18 protein-coding genes and 1 riboswitch are annotated in these 17713 nt (G+C 31.9%); of the genes, 9 read left to right on the top strand and 9 right to left on the bottom strand.

Translation table 11 applies throughout. From position 1 onward, the window contains the following. Nucleotides 1-255: 255 nt before the first annotated feature. A complete protein-coding gene (gene recQ / locus HMPREF2642_RS06595) occupies nt 256-2037 on the bottom strand; it encodes a DNA helicase RecQ (RefSeq protein WP_030063470.1) in 1782 nt (593 codons plus the stop codon). A gap of 10 nt (nt 2038-2047) precedes the next feature. Continuing rightward, nucleotides 2048-3937 (bottom strand): ABC-F family ATP-binding cassette domain-containing protein, encoded by a 1890-nt coding sequence (locus tag HMPREF2642_RS06590; protein ID WP_172969465.1) that lies wholly within the window; start codon nt 3935-3937, stop codon nt 2048-2050. Between the two features lie 121 nt (nt 3938-4058). On the opposite strand from HMPREF2642_RS06590, the gene HMPREF2642_RS06585 reads away from it, so the two are divergent. Continuing rightward, nucleotides 4059-4874: a ZIP family metal transporter gene (locus HMPREF2642_RS06585; RefSeq protein WP_002433109.1), complete on the top strand. Its 816-nt coding sequence runs from the start codon at nt 4059-4061 to the stop codon at nt 4872-4874. A gap of 178 nt (nt 4875-5052) precedes the next feature. Here HMPREF2642_RS06585 and ltaS read toward each other — a convergent pair whose 3' ends face one another. From ltaS to HMPREF2642_RS06555, 7 genes are all read right to left on the bottom strand, one after another. After that, nucleotides 5053-6993, bottom strand: coding sequence for a polyglycerol-phosphate lipoteichoic acid synthase LtaS (ltaS, locus tag HMPREF2642_RS06580; protein ID WP_070597737.1), 1941 nt, complete (start codon nt 6991-6993; stop codon nt 5053-5055). A 588-nt stretch (nt 6994-7581) separates the two neighbouring features. Continuing rightward, on the bottom strand, nt 7582-8586 hold the full coding sequence (locus tag HMPREF2642_RS06575) for a 5-oxoprolinase subunit C family protein (RefSeq protein ID WP_002433206.1): 1005 nt from the start codon (nt 8584-8586) through the stop codon (nt 7582-7584). Further along, complete coding sequence (locus tag HMPREF2642_RS06570; protein WP_002433099.1) at nt 8570-9280, bottom strand: 5-oxoprolinase subunit B family protein; 711 nt, start codon at nt 9278-9280, stop codon at nt 8570-8572. Before HMPREF2642_RS06570 ends, HMPREF2642_RS06575 begins: the two co-directional genes overlap by 17 nt. 18 nt (nt 9281-9298) lie before the next feature. Then, nucleotides 9299-9505 (bottom strand): hypothetical protein, encoded by a 207-nt coding sequence (locus HMPREF2642_RS11775; protein WP_049307326.1) that lies wholly within the window; start codon nt 9503-9505, stop codon nt 9299-9301. A 45-nt stretch (nt 9506-9550) separates the two neighbouring features. Next, nucleotides 9551-10159, bottom strand: coding sequence for an aminotransferase class IV (locus tag HMPREF2642_RS06565; RefSeq protein ID WP_070597736.1), 609 nt, complete (start codon nt 10157-10159; stop codon nt 9551-9553). A 1-nt stretch (nt 10160) separates the two neighbouring features. Then, nucleotides 10161-11315 (bottom strand): aminodeoxychorismate synthase component I, encoded by a 1155-nt coding sequence (pabB, locus tag HMPREF2642_RS06560; protein WP_030063462.1) that lies wholly within the window; start codon nt 11313-11315, stop codon nt 10161-10163. Then, nucleotides 11305-11892 (bottom strand): anthranilate synthase component II, encoded by a 588-nt coding sequence (locus HMPREF2642_RS06555; protein ID WP_049428783.1) that lies wholly within the window; start codon nt 11890-11892, stop codon nt 11305-11307. Before HMPREF2642_RS06555 ends, pabB begins: the two co-directional genes overlap by 11 nt. 118 nt (nt 11893-12010) lie before the next feature. Then, nucleotides 12011-12057, top strand: a riboswitch (PreQ1 riboswitch). Nucleotides 12058-12198: 141 nt separating this feature from the next. On the opposite strand from HMPREF2642_RS06555, the gene queC reads away from it, so the two are divergent. From queC to HMPREF2642_RS06515, 8 genes are all read left to right on the top strand, one after another. Continuing rightward, the gene (queC, locus tag HMPREF2642_RS06550) at nt 12199-12870 is read left to right on the top strand and encodes a 7-cyano-7-deazaguanine synthase QueC (protein ID WP_002433505.1); all 672 of its coding nucleotides are present in this window, start codon (nt 12199-12201) and stop codon (nt 12868-12870) included. A gap of 1 nt (nt 12871) precedes the next feature. Then, nucleotides 12872-13291 (top strand): 6-carboxytetrahydropterin synthase QueD, encoded by a 420-nt coding sequence (queD, locus tag HMPREF2642_RS06545; RefSeq protein WP_002433142.1) that lies wholly within the window; start codon nt 12872-12874, stop codon nt 13289-13291. 3 nt (nt 13292-13294) lie between these two features. After that, the gene (gene queE / locus HMPREF2642_RS06540) at nt 13295-14008 is read left to right on the top strand and encodes a 7-carboxy-7-deazaguanine synthase QueE (protein WP_030063457.1); all 714 of its coding nucleotides are present in this window, start codon (nt 13295-13297) and stop codon (nt 14006-14008) included. A gap of 99 nt (nt 14009-14107) precedes the next feature. Then, nucleotides 14108-14707 (top strand): hypothetical protein, encoded by a 600-nt coding sequence (locus HMPREF2642_RS06535; RefSeq protein ID WP_002433459.1) that lies wholly within the window; start codon nt 14108-14110, stop codon nt 14705-14707. Nucleotides 14708-14987: 280 nt separating this feature from the next. Beyond that, entirely contained in the window at nt 14988-15425 is a 438-nt protein-coding gene (locus tag HMPREF2642_RS06530; RefSeq protein WP_030059103.1) for a DM13 domain-containing protein, read from the top strand. Between the two features lie 51 nt (nt 15426-15476). Continuing rightward, entirely contained in the window at nt 15477-15950 is a 474-nt protein-coding gene (locus HMPREF2642_RS06525) for a DoxX family membrane protein (RefSeq protein WP_002433139.1), read from the top strand. After that, a complete protein-coding gene (saeR, locus tag HMPREF2642_RS06520) occupies nt 15925-16614 on the top strand; it encodes a response regulator transcription factor SaeR (RefSeq protein WP_030059105.1) in 690 nt (229 codons plus the stop codon). Before HMPREF2642_RS06525 ends, saeR begins: the two co-directional genes overlap by 26 nt. A 2-nt stretch (nt 16615-16616) precedes the next feature. Then, nucleotides 16617-17666 (top strand): sensor histidine kinase, encoded by a 1050-nt coding sequence (locus tag HMPREF2642_RS06515; protein ID WP_030059107.1) that lies wholly within the window; start codon nt 16617-16619, stop codon nt 17664-17666. Nucleotides 17667-17713: the final 47 nt, after the last annotated feature.

The raw sequence follows: 17713 nt of genomic DNA, 5'->3' as shown, positions 1-17713 counted from the left end.
TTTTAATCTATATTCCCTATTAAATCACTTTTAATGAGAAAATAACATTTTATTAAGCTTTATATTATTGAATTTTTTAAATTTTCTACACTTATTAAAAATAGTATATGAATCAAATATATTTATGGGCGTTTTAGAAGAGAGTATTTTATTTTTGCAAAAGTGATATCATCAATAGTTCAAAAATTACGCGTTAATTTAAAAACAACGACAAAATCTAGATAAGATAGACTTTGTCGTTGTTAGGATAATGTATTATATACTTGTTTTATAGGTCTGTATTTTTTCTAAAAACTTTGGACAGTAATGCTTCAATTTATAGCTTCCTACTCCATCTATTGAAATCATTTCTTGTTTAGTTTCTGGTTTACGTTTCGCAAATTCTTCAAGTGTATAATCAGAAAAAATATTCACTGGAGGGATATCTAATTTATCACTAAGTTGTTTACGTACTTCAACAAGTTCACTATAAAGTGCGCGATCGACACCTTCGACCGTATTGATATAAACCTTTTCTTTGCTTTTTTGTTTAAACGGCGTAGTATAAACTTTCGTACTATCATTAAGTAAATCTTTAACTGAATTATCACATATGAGGATTTCATCATTTTCATTGAGATAACCTTTAAAACGTAACTCGTCAATTAAATGCGCTAATTCAGATGTAGTGTAGTTTTTCATCAACCCATGAGTTGTAAGTTGATCGTAATCATTGTATTTTATATAGTCTGTAATTTCGCCTCTTAATACTTGAATAATAACGCTATAGCTCTCTTGTTGTTTTATTCTAGCTATACAACTTATTATCATTTTAGCTTCACGTGTCATATCATATGTTTTATTTTCTTGTATACAGTTACTGCATTGATCGCATTCTTCTAAATTTTCATTTGGTTCAAAGTAATGCACAATCGTTGCCTCGAGACATTTCTTAGTCTTTGTATATTGAAGCATTTTAGTGAGTTTTTCACCCATTTTATCCTTATAATCTTCATCTGCTTGTGAAACAGTAATAAAATACTCATGTAAGCCCTTATCTCGTTCACTAAATAATAGGATACATTCACTTTTTAAACCATCACGACCAGCACGTCCAGCTTCTTGATAATAAGATTCTATATCTCCAGGCATATTATAATGAACAACATAGCGCACATTTGATTTGTCTATTCCCATTCCAAAGGCATTTGTTGCGACAACCACTTCTACACGATCGTATAGAAAATCGTTTTGCGCTTCTTCACGTTCTTTATTTGTGAGACCAGCATGATAAATTGTACTTTTAACGTTTTCATTTTCTAAAGCTTCATTTAACTCTTCAACCTGTTTACGAGTTGAACAATAAATAATACCTGCTTGTCCTTCATGACTAGTCACGTAGTCCACTACAAATTTTTGACGTTGGTACGTTGGGTTCACTCTGAAAATTAAATTGCGACGTTTCGTGCTCGTCTTAATTTCGTCATTTTTGCCGATGTTTAACTTTTCCATAATGTCCTGTTGAACTTCAGCCGTAGCGGTAGCTGTTAACGCTACAATCGTGAAATCTTGAGGTAAAGAAAATACTCTGTGAATAACACTTTGATAACTTGGTCTAAAATCATGACCCCATTTAGAAATACAATGTGCTTCATCAAATGCAACTAAATGAATATTAACTTTTCGAAGTAAATTTAAGAAATAAGAGTTCTCAAATCTCTCAGGTGCTACATATAAGAATTGAATGTCACCCTGCTTAAGTTCTTGTTCAACCTCTTTTTGTTGCTTCTGAGTCAGACTACTGTTTAAATAAGCAGCTTTGATGCCCATCGCTTTGAGCTGATCAACTTGGTCTTTCATTAATGAAATAAGTGGACTTATAACAATCGTCGTGCCTCCAAGCATTAGTCCTGGTACTTGATAGCATATTGATTTACCGCCACCGGTTGGAAGAACTCCAAGCGTATTGCGATGGTCTAATATTTTGGTTATAATCTCCTTTTGTCCAGGTCGAAATGTTTCGTAACCAAAATAATGCGATAAAGTTTCTTGCATGATTTCATTCCCCTTATTGTTCTTTTATTTCCTCAAGTTCACTCCATCTTGTGATGTCTGCTTCATATGTTTGTTCAAGTTGTTCTTTTTCTTCATTTAGTTCTTTGATTTTGCCATAATCCGCACTGGCGGCTACCATTTCTTCATCAATGACTTCCAATCTTTCTTCCGTCTCTTCAATACGTGTCATAATTGTTTCGTATTCTAATTTTTCTTTATAAGATAACCCTGATTTCTTTCTTGTTTGCGCCTGTTGTTTAGATTGTTGTGCAGATTGTTTAGCTAATGATGTTTGCCTATCTTGTTCTTTCTTATAAGCCTCATAATCTTCAAATGTACCTTTGATTTTTTCCATGTAACCATCATGAATATACCAATACTCTTGTGCAACTTTGTTAAGAAAATATCGATCGTGACTAACAGTTATTACAGAACCACCGAAATCATCGATATAATCCTCTAAAATAGTGAGCGTTTCAGTATCTAAATCGTTTGTTGGCTCATCTAGTAAAAGTACATTAGGTTTATGTACTAATAGACGTAATAAATAAAGTCTTTTTTGTTCTCCACCGGATAGTTTATAAATTTTCTTACCATGAGTAGAACTTGGAAATAGGAATCGCTCTAATAATTGAGTGACAGAAATCGAAGTTCCATCTTTCTCTTTAGCCACTTCACTTTCTTCACGTAAATAATCAATCATTCTAATGTCGCGATTTAACGTTTCCTCTGTTTGTTTAAAATAGGCTACCTTAACAGTCTGCCCAATCTTTAACTCTCCATCAAAGTCATGGTCCTCATTACTTAGTATATTTAGTAATGTTGTTTTACCTGCGCCATTAGGCCCTACAACGCCTATGCGTTGCCCACTTTGAATAATTTCAGTAATATCTTTAAATAATACTCTGTCTTTAATCGACTTCGTTACATGATCTAATTCATAAACTTGTTTACCAAGCCTAGAATATGCAAGGTTCAATTCTCCTTTATCTTGAGAATGGTGACTCTTTACTTCTGATTCAAGATCATTAAATCGGTTAATACGTGCTTGTTGTTTTGTTGTTCTCGCCTTAGCTCCCGCTCGCATCCAAGCTAATTCTTGTTTATATAGTGCTTTTTGCTTTTGCTGTTGCTTTTGTTCAATTATCTCATTTTCAGCACGCATTGCTATGTAATCTTCGTAATTACCTGGGTATGCATTTAACTTCCCTCTATCTAATTCAATGATACGAGTAGATACTTCATTTAGGAAATAACGATCGTGAGTTACAAATAAAACAGTATGCGGGTATTGTTTTACATAATTAATTAACCAGTTAATGGACTCAAAATCTAAATGGTTTGTGGGCTCATCAAGTAGCAATAAATCTGGTTGTTCAATAAGCGTCTTAGCTAGAACAACGCGTTTTTGTTGACCACCTGAAAGCTCTCGAACATATTTATTAGTATCATTAATGCCTAATTTTGATAATATCGTTTTAATTTCAGCATTATAGTCCCACGCTTCATTCCTATCCATTGCTTCTTGCGCACGCATCATAGTATTTAATTTTGTTTCACTTTGATCAGCTGCATAAGCATTTACAGCACTTTCGTATGCTTTAATAATACTTAATGTAGGTGTGTCCGAACTTAATACTGCTTCAAATACTGTCATATCTCCATCTAAATCTTGCTTCTGAGATGAATAACGTATTCGATATTGATTAGGGTGAATAATATCTGCAGTAAAATCTTCATCTATGCCACCGATAACCTTGAGTAATGTACTCTTCCCTGTACCATTAATTCCTACAAGACCAATTCTTTCATGTTCTGAGATAGATAAATTTAAATTGTCGAATATGACTTTATCTGCATAGGATTTATTTAAATGTTCAATTTTATATGCTTCCATGCTTATCTTCCTTTTCAAATAAAGAATATTGTCAACTATCGAATTTTTAAAATAATTTTGTTAAGCTTAATTCAGTTCTATATATTATACACCTTTTTAGACTTAAATGATACAAGGAGACATACTTATGGCACAATTCTTTGAAAATCTGCCACCATATATTCAAGCACTCACAGCTGGTATCATCACGTGGTTATTAACTGCGCTTGGTGCGGCAGCTGTTTTTGTGTTTAAGAAGGTAAATGATAAAGTTTTAAACTCAATGCAAGGTTTTGCAGCAGGTATTATGATAGCGGCAAGTTTTTGGTCCTTATTAGAACCTGCTATTGAATCGAGTAAAGGAAGTTCGGTTCCATGGCTTCCTGCTGCAATAGGTTTTATTCTTGGAGGCTTCTTTATTCGAGCATTAGATTATGTTATTCCTCATATTCATCAAAATGCTCAAGATAAAAATCAACAGCGTGAAGGTGTGAAAACATCACTCGGTAAAAATACATTACTTGTATTAGCAATTACGCTACACAATATTCCCGAGGGATTATCAATTGGTGTAGCGTTTGGAGGCGTTGTCTCAGGTAATGGACAAGCCACTTTCTTAGGTGCAATAGGTCTTGCTATAGGTATTGGTATTCAAAATATTCCTGAAGGTGCTGCATTATCCATGCCAATCAGAGCTGCAGGTGCTTCTCGATTGAAATCTTTCAATTATGGGCAAGCTTCAGCTATTGTTGAGCCTATTTTTGCAACAATTGGTGCAGCTGCTATCTTAGTTGTAAATCCCGTTTTACCTTATGCATTAGCCTTTGCCGCTGGTGCGATGATCTTTGTCGTCGTTGAAGAACTTATCCCAGATTCTCAATCAAGTAATAATACTGATTTAGCTACAATGAGCTTAATGATTGGGTTTACGATTATGATGATACTTGATGTTGCTCTGGGTTAGTTGTATTTAAGTTACATTAATTAATTTAGATTAATTTTTGCTTATATAAAAAAGAGGACTATCAGATAAATTGTTTCGCGATACGCGAAGAATCTGATAGCCCTCTTTTTTTGTGAAATGGAAAAATCTGGATTGAGTAAACTTGGTTAAGCTACTCAATCCAGATTGATGTGTAGTATTATTTTTTCTCGTTACCTTTAGGACCTGTTTTGTATTCATACTTAGATGGGTTAATTTTCTTGAAGTCAGGATTTTTGTAGAATCTGAATAAGTCACCGTTAAGAACGCTATCACTCATTTCAAGATCTTTCTCAACTTGTTTCTTATTCTTGTCGAAGTCCTTAGGTTTCTTCGTTAGTAATTCATTATCTTTATTTGAGTAAAGCTTACCATTTACGTATTTATAATCTTTAGTAATAAAGTCACCGTTTCTAAATGGTACAACATCATTATGTTGTTTAGAGAACATGTCTGTACCAAACATTAAGTAGTTCTTACTGTCGATACCTACTAGGTGCAGAATTGTTGGCATAACGTCCATTTGGCCAGCATACTCTTTATTTACACCACCTGATTTACGAGGTATTTTCAACCAGAAACCAGTACGGTTTAAATCAGTAAATTTAGCTGGAGTGATTTTCTCACCTAATAGTTTTTCCATAGCGTTGTTATGATTTTCAGAGATACCATAGTGGTCACCGTAAATCATAATAACTGAATTATCGTAAAGACCTTTTTTCTTAAGATCAGTAATGTACTCTTCTAAAGCTTGGTCAAGATAATGTGCTGTTTGAATATAACCGTCTACTGTTGTGTCACCTGTGTTAGGTTTATCAATTGATGCATCTTTTTCATCCAATGTGAATGGATAGTGGTTCGTTAATGTAATCATATGAGAGTAGAACGGTTTTTTCATTTTAGATTGATAGTCAGCTGATGCTTTAAAGAACGGTTTATCTTTAAGACCAAGGTTAACAATATTATCATCAGACATATCAAAATATGTTGCATCATAGAACTTATCAATACCAAAATGTTTGTACACTTGGTCACGGTTCCAGAATGTTTTATAGTCACCGTGCATAACGTTTGAAGTGTAACCTTCTTTTTGGTCTAAAATAGCTGGTAATGATTGATAAGTGTTATCGCCTTTAAGTGAATATGCAGAACCTTGTGGTAATCCATATAAACTATTATCCATAGTAAACTCAGCATCGGATGTTTTACCTTGTCCAGTTTGATGGAAGAAGTTAGGGAAATAAGTAAAGTCTTGTTTACCACTTGATAATTTATTCAAGAATGGGGTAACTTCTTTACCGTTTACCTTTTTGTTAATTAAGAAAGTTTGGAAACTTTCCAAGTGTATTTTAATAATATTTTTCTTTTTCGCTACACCATAATACTCTTGATTTGGTTCAGTGCGCTTTTGCTTTGTATAATTTAAAACTTTGGTTAAATCATCTTCAGAAGCAAGTGCCTTTTGTTGATTGTTTTGGATTGTTTTCACGCCATCATAAACAGTAAAGTTATAAGGACCTAAGTATTTAACAAGATATTTATGGTCAAATGTTCTAGTTAATAATTCAGGTCTATCTGTTTCTGCAAATGCTAAGTTTAAAAAGAATAATGCCACTGAAGCTGCCATTACAACTGGAACAAATTTCTTACTAAATGCTCTTGTATCCAACCAATTACGTTTAAAAATTAAAATAATAAGGTAAATAATCGTATCAATGAAATAAACGAAGTCGTACCATTTAAATGATGCTCCGACAGCGCCACCCATTGATTCAACGTTACCTGCTTGGTTCAATGTGCTAAATGTTAAAAAGTCTGAGAAAAATCGGAAGTACACAACGTTTGCATAAAGTAGAAACGTTAATAGGAATCCCCCAATAAACATGAACCAGAAAGCTTTCTTACCTTTAAAGAATAAGAACACACTCAAAGTTAGTGCAATTAAACTATAAGGATTCATAAGTAATATTAAGTTTTGAACTAATCCCTTAACACCTAAAGAAAAATCAACATAATATGAAAAATACGTCTTCAAGGTAATCGTGAATACCGTTAATAAGAAGAACGCAAAAAGACTAATTTTCTTTTTGGGTAAACTCATGTTTGTTTCCTCCGTTAATAGTAATAAATCATTTTTATACATTTATCACAATGTTTAATAATCAAATAAAAAATTTCAAAGTTGATAATCAGAAATTAATTATAAAACTTAATACGTACTTTGGATTTAATACTTAATTATCAAAATGATATATTGTCGCTTTCCGACAATTCAATATTTACTGGTTATTTTTATTTCCTTTAATGTTCCATTGGCTCAGTGTTTGATAACTATTTATTCATTTTATAAAATTCATTATTAATAATTCAATGTAAGCTAGTTCGTAATAAAGTTTAGTACTAACTCATTCTTTAAAGATGTTAACTTTTTATTAAGAAATTATGATGTTTGTAATCATATTGTAACAATAATACATAGTTCAATTTATAAATATATAGTAATGTGTTACAAATATCAAGTAAAAACACGATATAAAAGTATGTTATTGTCACTAATACAAATAAATCAAATAGTTGTGCGACTCAAAGATTTTATAAAACAATATCTAATTATAATTATTTATCCCAATCATTTCATCATACTTTAGTACTAGCTAATAAAAAACTTTAATTTATCCTCTTCAACTAGCTATTTCATCATTTCAAGTTGCATACGATACTCAATACCATGAAACAGCTGGTTTAACCAGTTACTATACTTAATCAAATTCTTCTCCGCTGTTTCAATATCTATAAATTGGAATTTTAATTTAGACCCTTGAGGTTTTTGAGCTAACTTTGTTAAATGATAACTTGCTATTGTTCCAATTTGAGGATAACTTCCTAATGTATAGTGATCATTTAATAAGACGATAGGTGTACCATCTCTTTTAACTTGTATTGTTCCTTTTTTAACTGATTGATGTGCCGGCATATCATCATAATAGGCTTTGATTTTCTGACCATCTAATAACATTCCTACTCTATTCGTTTTACTAGATACTTTATAATCAGTTAACGTAAAACGTTGAATAGCATCCTTCTTAAAATCCTCGGTACCTTTGTTCTTAACTACATGAAATACGTCTGAAATGTAGTTAAAGGATAGTGCATATCCATCTATTCCCCAATCCGTTGTCCGTGTTTTAGCTAAGTTTTCAAATAATTTAATATGACGTTTAGAATAGTCGCGTTTTAATTCTACTTCATCCCCGTTTTCCAATTTCCTCCCTCTAAAACCACCTATTTTAACATTAAAATCTGTAGACGTAGAATCAAGCCATCTATCTAACTTAAATCCTCCACCAATTGCTAGATATACACGTGAGGTGCGACTTGTTTCTTTAAATTTAAGTACTTCCCCTTTTTCTATAAGATATAATTTATTAGGGTATACTTTTATATTTTGAGTTTCGGCTTTGAAATTACCACCAGTTAAAGCAATCAACGCAGGTTCAGTAAAACGAATCGTTGCCATTTTATGTGTCATTTCAAGCGTAGCTTCATTTTTGTCATTGGCTACAAGTCGGTTTGCAATTTCATGAGCTAAATCATCTAAAGCCCCACCAGGTATTACGCCGTCATGTTCATAACCATCTCGCCCAAAATCTTGAAAACTACTAAATAGCCCACTATTTTCAATTATGATTGACATGTTTAAAATCTCCTAGCTCTATATCGTTTTTCTCTTTCGCTTTGAAAGTTACATTGTCCCCTAATTTAAATAACGTAAAATCTTCTTGATTAGGAAAGAATAATTTAAGTGGTGTATATCCTATGACCAACCAATCGTTATACGTATCAGTAGTTACAATTCCACATTTTTTCCCCTCAAGAATAACTGAACCAGCTGGGATAAATTTTTTGTGTTTACTCGTATGATTAACATGTAACTTTTTATGCATACCCGTTAAATATGGAAATCCAGGAGAATATCCCATCATTGAAACAAAGTAGTTCGCACCGGTATGTAATTGTATAAAGTCCGATAATTTAAGTTTAAGATGCTTCAATAATTCAGGGAGGTCTGGACCAAATTCATCACCATATACGATGGGTACCTCAATAAGTTGTTGTTCACCCTCATGGTGGTTAATTTCCATTTGTATTGAATCAATTAAAGCTTTCATATATAAAAATGGTGATTGAATATTGTGATGTTTAATCATGTCTCTAGCATCATAGCAAATCATCAAATCAGATTCTGTAGGTACAATTTCAGTAATAAATGGATATGCTTTATCAATTAAATATGATCTTAATGCTAATAAATCCTCTGTAAGGTTTTGAGATACATCTTTTTCAATAGATACAACAATAGCTTGGTCGCCTTGACTGTATATTTTCATATTTCCACCTCATACAAATTAGTAATGATAAAACACATTCATTAAATCAATGACATGCGGCATCAACGATTTTATTAAAAGATAAACCAATAGACATGCACATAGGCTAGTTATCGTTGCACAAATTCGTGCGTAAAGCATTTTATTTTGCGATAACAATTTTTGAACAATATATTTATTTAAAATTGCGAGCACAACTAAGATAACTAACCATAAGATTGTCATAGGCTACCTCTTCTTTTAAATATTCAAATTTCTTTCATATTAATTTTATAGATAAATTTTGACATCGGCAACCTCTCGTAGACTATTGATTAAATAGACATTAATTTGTTTTCTTTGTAATTTCTTTCTAAAATCATCTATATCTATATTCTTCGTTTTTAATTTACCTTGATCAATAAGTGATTGACGCATACAACCTCGTAGAAAGTCATCGTTATAACATGGTGTGTACCATTCATTTCCTTCCTCGATCATAATGTTGCCAATGTCAAATTCCAAAATTTTTCCATTTTCATCATATAAAAGTATTAAATCTGTTTCATGACTATGTTCTAGATAATGACGTTCAGAAGTTTTATTAACGATAATCAATTCTTTTACTAGATGAGATCTTTGAACCATTTTTGCTGTAAAAAATGTCTTATCTGCTAAAGGTGCGAGTACATAATTTAATTGCCCATTTTGTTCTAAAGTTAACTTCAAACGATATTTGCCATTTGGATATGTCGTCTTTATCATTTGAGTTAACTCATACCATTGCTGTTGATCAAAATTAAATTTTAACTCTTTGCTTGATTCTGTAATTCTTTTTAAATGATAAACTTCTCTATATATACAACCATCTTCAAGTTTCATTGTTTCAAATAATTGCATCTTACAAATTCTCCAAGATTTTAGTTTTGTCGTGAAATTCTTGAACTTCATTTTCAGGGATAGAATCAATAGTAATACCAGCGCCAACGCCATAGATTGCACTTTGATTTCTATATTCAATCGTACGTATTGGAATATTAAAAATCATACGTCCTTCTGGTAGTAACATACCTATCGTTCCACAATATATTGAGCGAGGGGATGATTCTAATTGTTCAATATATTTCATGGTACTTAATTTAGGTGCGCCTGTAATTGATCCACAAGGAAATAAAGCAGTTAAAATATTTATGAGCTTCATTTCTGACTCCAGCTGTCCAGTAACCATGCTCGTCATTTGAAATACTGTGTTATAACGCTCAATCATAAATGGTTTGTATACATTAACTGTGCCACTTTGTGAAATTCGAGAAATATCATTTCTTAACAAATCTACTATCATGACATTTTCGGCTCTATCTTTATCAGAATGTATTAATTTATTATATAATGTTTCGTCTTCCTCTATAGTTCGACCTCTGGGCATAGTTCCTTTCATAGGTTTACTAACAATGATGTTGCTCTTACCTTTAAATTTTCCTTTTTGAAAGAACAACTCTGGAGAAATAGACGCTACTTTTATATCTGGTGTATCGATTAGAGCTGTATAACTACCATTTTGTTGATTATTCAGTTTGTCATATAGTGCTTTAATAGGTAACTGAATATCTGAAATTAATCGCGTAGTGTAGTTAACTTGATATGTATGGCCATCTACTATGGCTTTTTGAATGTGCTTTATTTTGTCAATCATTGCTTCATCACTTTCTATGAATTTAAAATGATGCGATAAAGCATTATTTGTATGAGCACCATCATGACGACGATTTCTCTCTACATCTCGACCACACTTGAAAGAATATGCAGCTGCTAAAATCTTTGCTTCCCCTGTTGTATTTACACACATATGCTTATTAAAATAGGGAGCCGCTTCATACGCTATATATACTGCGACATAGTAACCTTTTTGCTGTTCATTTTCAGCAAAATGAATAACATTCCCCACTTCCTCAACACTGTATGCAATCTTAGAATCTAGATATTCTTCCATCAGAATATGATAATCCGTACAACTTTCTTCATCTTCAAAATATCGGTAATTGAATTCAACATGCATATTCAACGCCTGCCTCATTTAAAAATAATTTAAGTTGGTCATGACCATATTCACTTAAAATAGATTCTGGGTGGTATTGCACACCGTAAATGGATAAATATTGATGTTGAACTGCCATAATAACATTCTCGTCATTAGTCGCAGTGACCTTTAAAGTGTTTGGTATGTATTCTGAATCTACCATTAATGAGTGATATCTCATCACGTTAAACTCTTGAGGAAGTCCTTTGAAAATACCTTCATTGGTATGGCGTAGAGTAGTGGTATGACCATGTATAGGTTTAGGGCTATGAATAATACGACCACCATAATATTCAACAATGAGTTGGAAGCCTAAACAAACGCCAAGAATTGGAATAAGTTGGTCATAATGAGAAATAATGGTTGAAAGTACCGGATAATCACTTGGTTTACCGGGCCCAGGTGAAATAATAATAGCTTTAGGACTCAACTTTTTAAGCTTTGTAATTGATACTTCATCAACTGATATAACTTTAACCTCATCAGTCGTTTGAACTTTAAGATAATCTATTAAATTATAAGTAAAAGAATCATGGTTATCTATCATTACAATCATAAGTTTGCTCCGAAAAATTAAATTTTATTTTTTTATTATATTTGTCACTCTATTATCACAGAACGTGACTTGATTTTATACAGTATATCGTTTATTCTATTTTGCGTACAAAATTAATAAAAAAGAGGTTCCTAGCCGAAACCCTCTATAAAAAACTAGACGAGTATTCAACTCCAATGAATGTGAGTATACATATACTTTTGGTTATTTGATTAAAACTATATGTGTTCTTACATCCTCGTGTCTATCTTTTTTATAGAGATAGACTTTTTTTATGTCAAATTTTAATGATGAGGAGTAATTGCTATGACTAAAAGTACCTTAGACAAAGACAAAGCTATCGTAGTATTTAGTGGTGGTCAAGACAGTACGACTTGTTTATTTTATGCAAAAAAACATTTTAAAGAAGTAGAACTTGTCACATTTAACTATGGTCAAAGACACGATACTGAAATTGAAGTCGCTAAAAAAATTGCAAATGAACAAAATTTAAAACATCATATCTTAGATATGTCTCTTTTATCTCAACTCACACCTAATGCATTAACACAACATGATTTAGAGATTGAAGAAAATGATGATGGTATACCTAATACATTTGTTCCTGCACGTAATTTATTGTTTTTATCATTTGCCGGAGCCTTAGCTTACCAACTTAATGCTAAACACATCATCACTGGCGTATGCGAAACTGACTTTTCAGGATACCCAGATTGCAGAGACAGTTTCATTAAATCAATGAATGTGACATTGAGCCTTTCAATGGATAAAGATTTTGTCATTCATACTCCATTAATGTGGCTAGATAAAGCTCAAACATGGGAATTAAGTGATGAATTAGGTGTATTAGATTATGTACGCCATAATACACTAACGTGTTATAACGGTGTTATCGGAGATGGATGTGGAGAGTGTCCTGCTTGCAAGTTAAGAGCACGTGGTTTACATCATTATTTAGAAAGTAAAGGAGTCGAGTAATATGTTACAACAAATCTATCCAAGTGTAGAGCACCCCTACCAATTCGAATTAAATAAAGACTTTAATTTTTCTGCTGCACATTATATCCCCTGTGAAGATGCTGGTAAATGTATGAGGACACATGGTCATACGTATTTCGTAAACATAACTATAGCTGGGGATGAATTAGATCATAATGGTTTCCTTGTAAACTTTGCCGATTTGAAAAAGTTAATCCACAATCAATTCGATCATCATTTATTAAATGATTTAGAACCATTTAAAGGCAAAAATCCATCTACAGAAATTGTCGCACAAACAATTTATACTATGGTAAAAGACTACTTGAGTAAACGTGATAATCAGCCTAAATGTGTTCAAGTATTCTTACGTGAAACACCAACAAGCTATGTAGTTTATAGACCAAAGGATGCTCAGTAATTTATGGCTAAGATTCCTGTTTTAGAAGTATTTGGACCTACGATTCAAGGCGAAGGTCGTGTAATTGGCCGTAAAACGATGTTTGTGCGTACAGCTGGTTGTGATTATCGTTGTAGTTGGTGCGACTCAGCATTTACCTGGGATGGTAGTGCTAAGGAAGATATCCGTCTACTTACGGCTGAAGAAATCTATGAAGAATTACTCGAAGTAGGTGGCAACCATTTTAATCATGTCACTATCTCAGGAGGTAATCCAGCCCTAATTAAAGGAATTCAAGATTTAGTAGATTTGTTTGAAGAGAAAAATATTTATACAGCATTAGAAACACAAGGAAGTAAATTCCAACCCTGGATGACTCAAATTAATGATTTAACCATTAGTCCTAAACCACCTAGTTCAATGATGAAACCAAATTTAAATACATTAGATTCAGTTATTGATCAATGTGTACATGACACACTTAATTTAAAAGTTGTTATATTTAATGAAGAAGATTATGAATTTGCAACAATGATTCACCATCGTTACCCTTCAATTCCATTTTACCTTCAAGTGGGTAATCCCTATTTAGAAGATGAAGTCGAAAACCATACTGATAAATTATTAGAAAGATATGAAGAACTAGTAGACAGAGTGATGGAAAGTGATGAGATGAACCATGTTTATGTACTTCCACAATTACATACATTATTGTGGAGTAATAAAAAAGGAGTTTAAAATAATTAATAAGTTAAAGTTTCTTGAGTGTTATGTAATGATTAAGTTTATGTTAATTGATATAATGTTGAGATGAAGAATTATGGATAGGAGTTCAACATGATTATATTTATATTAATTAATATTGCCGTTGTCATACTCGTTACCGGTTTAGACTTATATCGGCATCAATACAAACAACTTAAGTTTAGCTCCATATTATTATCAATATCAATCAACTGTGTGATTGATATATTTGTGATTGATAAGTTTAATTTCATAACTTTATTCACTACAATTTTATTTTTAGTATGGACATTTTTACAGATATATTTAAATCACAAATTATATCCATTTTTGATAAAAGAACAAAAATTTATCGCTACTATATTTGCCATAGTCATCAGTTTAGCTCAATTTATCACTGATATTTCTAGTGAACAATCTGTATACATGTCTTTACCTTATTTAGCCCCAGCGATATTTATTATTGGCGCTGTATTACTATTTGTAGGAACCTTTAAGTTATCTGAAATCGAACACCTGTCTTTATTGCGAAAAGTTAAAAGACCTATCACCACTGGTACAATTATTATAATTTTATCATTGACTTTAATGATGATTTTGACACCATTTTGGTATGTATTTGTGATTATTTACTTCCTATTCATAGCATATATTTTGTGGCAAGGTATCTTTTTTGTGAAAGGAAACTTATAATACTTATACTTTGTTAATCGTAATAAGAACTCTTAATTTCCTCACCTATTTCCAACATCTATATTTGGACTGAGATAATCATTGTTATCTCAGTCTTTTTTTACCTTCTAATCCTCCACTTTTCATTTTAATCTTTAAAATCACATTAATACTTAAATCTATAAATAAAAATTATTTTGATTTAATTCTTTTTTAAATGTAGTTAATAAAAAGTTAATGGTTTATATTTGTTACTCCGATTAAACTTATCTTAAATACAAATAGAAAAGAGGAATACATCATGAATACCAAATATTTATTAGCAGTAAGCGCAATTGTGACATCCCTTACTTTAGGAGCTTGTGGAAATTCTAATTCAAATAATGAACATGCTCACGACAAAGATAAACAACAAGAAGAAAGCAAAGTTAAAACTGATAAATCAAAAAAATTATCTGGTACATTTAAATCTAAAAATGGCGAAAAGGTCGAAGGTACAGCAAAAATTGAAAATGGCAAATTGATGCTTAAAGACTATAAGTCATCTAAAGGACCAGACCTATATGTATACTTAACGAAAGATGGCAATATTAAATCAGGAAAGAAAATTTCAACAGTGGATTACAACAAATCTCAACAAACATTTAATTTAAAAAACATTGATTTAAATAAATACAACGAAGTAACAATTTATTGTGAAAAGGCTCATGTCATTTTCGGTGGCGCAAAATTAAAATAACTTAATCACATATTCATATGTTTGTATTGAGAGAAAGAGAGAGGAAAAACTATGAACAAGTTAAGTTTATTAATAATTTTTATCATTCGCGTAGGTTCTGGAATTGTCATTTTCCGGCAAGGTTTGGAGAAGTTTACAGGCGATTTCACACTTAATGGTCTAGTACCTGTCATTCGCGATAATACAGATTCTCCGCAATGGTATAAATGGTTTTTCGAAAATATTGTCTCCCATTCCACAGGTTTATTTAACTTCATTATCCCGTTAGGAGAAATGGCAATCGGTCTAGGTTTAATCTTAGGCGTTTTGGCTTATACTGCAAGTTTCTTTGGTGCCTTTGTTATGATAAATTATATCTTAGCAGATATGATTTTTACGTACCCTTTACAATTAGCATTCTTTATAATCTTATTAATGAGTCACTCACTAATTAATAAGATTTCACTTAAAGAAGTTATCACTCAATTAAGAGTACGTAACAACCGAGGTGAAGACAAGCATGACCCACTTACTAATCGTAGATGATGAGCAAGATATTGTAGATATTTGTCAGACTTATTTTGAATATGAAGGTTATCAAGTAACAACGACAACAAATGGTAGAGAAGCCATCAAATTGCTGTCATCAGAAATCGATGTCATGATTTTAGATATTATGATGCCTGAAGTTTCAGGTTACGATATTGTAAAAGAAATGAAAGCACAGCAACTTGATATTCCTTTTATTTACTTAACAGCTAAGACACAAGAACACGACACAATTTACGCTTTAACATTAGGCGCTGATGATTATGTTAAGAAACCATTCAGCCCTAGAGAACTAGTATTACGGACAAATAATTTACTTGCACGTATTAGTAAATATCAATCTAATCATCAGACCGAGCAACTTGAATTTAACGGTCTCATTTTGAAAAATCAAAGTAAAACATTAACCATAAATAGTGAAGAAATTCCTATGCGTATTAAAGAGTTTGAATTATTATGGTACCTTGCCTCTCGTGAAAATGAAGTCATTTCCAAGTCAGAACTTTTAGAAAATGTTTGGGGATATGATTACTACGAGGATGCAAATACTGTTAATGTTCATATCCATCGCATACGAGAAAAATTAGAGAAACATCATTTCATCTCATATACAATAACAACGGTATGGGGGTTAGGATATAAATTTGAAAGGAGCCGATAAGCATGTTCTCTATTCGTAGCCAAATCGCTATCGGCGTTATTTCCAGTGTACTCTTAACAACCATTATACTGGTCATTGCGTATAAACTTATGTGGTTCAATGGTCACATGACCTTAAGCTTAAGCATTACGACAATGATTACAAGTTGTTTAACACTATTAATATGCAGTATCTTTATTAATCCTTTAATCCAGAAAATTAAACAATTCAACATTAAGACGAAACAGTTCGTCAACGGTGAGCATTTAATAGATGATGATACTTTCCAATCACCCAGAGAAATTAGAGAATTAAATGACTCATTCAATAAAATGGCAGATGAAATCACTAAACAAATGGACATGATTAAAAATGAACAACAGGAAAAAACTGAAATTATTCAAAATCTTGCCCATGATTTAAAGACACCACTTGCAGGAATTATTTCATATACTGAAGGTTTACGTGATGGAGTCATCCAAGAACATCAAGAAGTACATGCAGCCTATGAGACGTTAATTAAACAGGCCAACCGTCTATCCACCTTATTTGATGATATGACACATGTGATATCACTTAACACAGGTCGTTCCTATCCATTAGAATTAATTCAATTGGATCAGTTACTTGTAAATATATTACAAACCTACGAACAACGTATTAAACTTGAACATCGATCATTGGAAGTTAATTTCTGTAGTCGTATTGACGCTTTTTATCAATATCGTCCTCCTTTAGAGCGTATTTTGACTAATTTATTAGATAACGCATTAAAATTTTCTAATTATGGAAGTCGAATTGATATTATTATTTCTGAAAATGCTAATAAAGATAGCATTAATATAGCTATTAAAGATGAAGGCATTGGTATTATGCATGAACTTCAATCTCGCATCTTTGAAAGAACATTTAGAGTAGAAGATTCAAGAAATACGAAAACAGGTGGTTCGGGACTAGGATTATACATTGCCAGTGAACTTGCACAACAAATCGATGCCTCAATATCAGTAGAAAGTGAACTTAATGTGGGAACAACTATGATGCTTACATTAAAAAAGTTTAACTTTTCGTAAAAATTACAAAAGAGAGTATCAAAACTAATTTTGTTTTGATACTCTCT

Source organism: Staphylococcus sp. HMSC055A09 (assembly GCF_001809655.1).
GTDB classification, from domain to species: Bacteria; Bacillota; Bacilli; order Staphylococcales; family Staphylococcaceae; genus Staphylococcus; species Staphylococcus capitis.
This window is presented reverse-complemented; position numbering and strand designations above follow the sequence as displayed.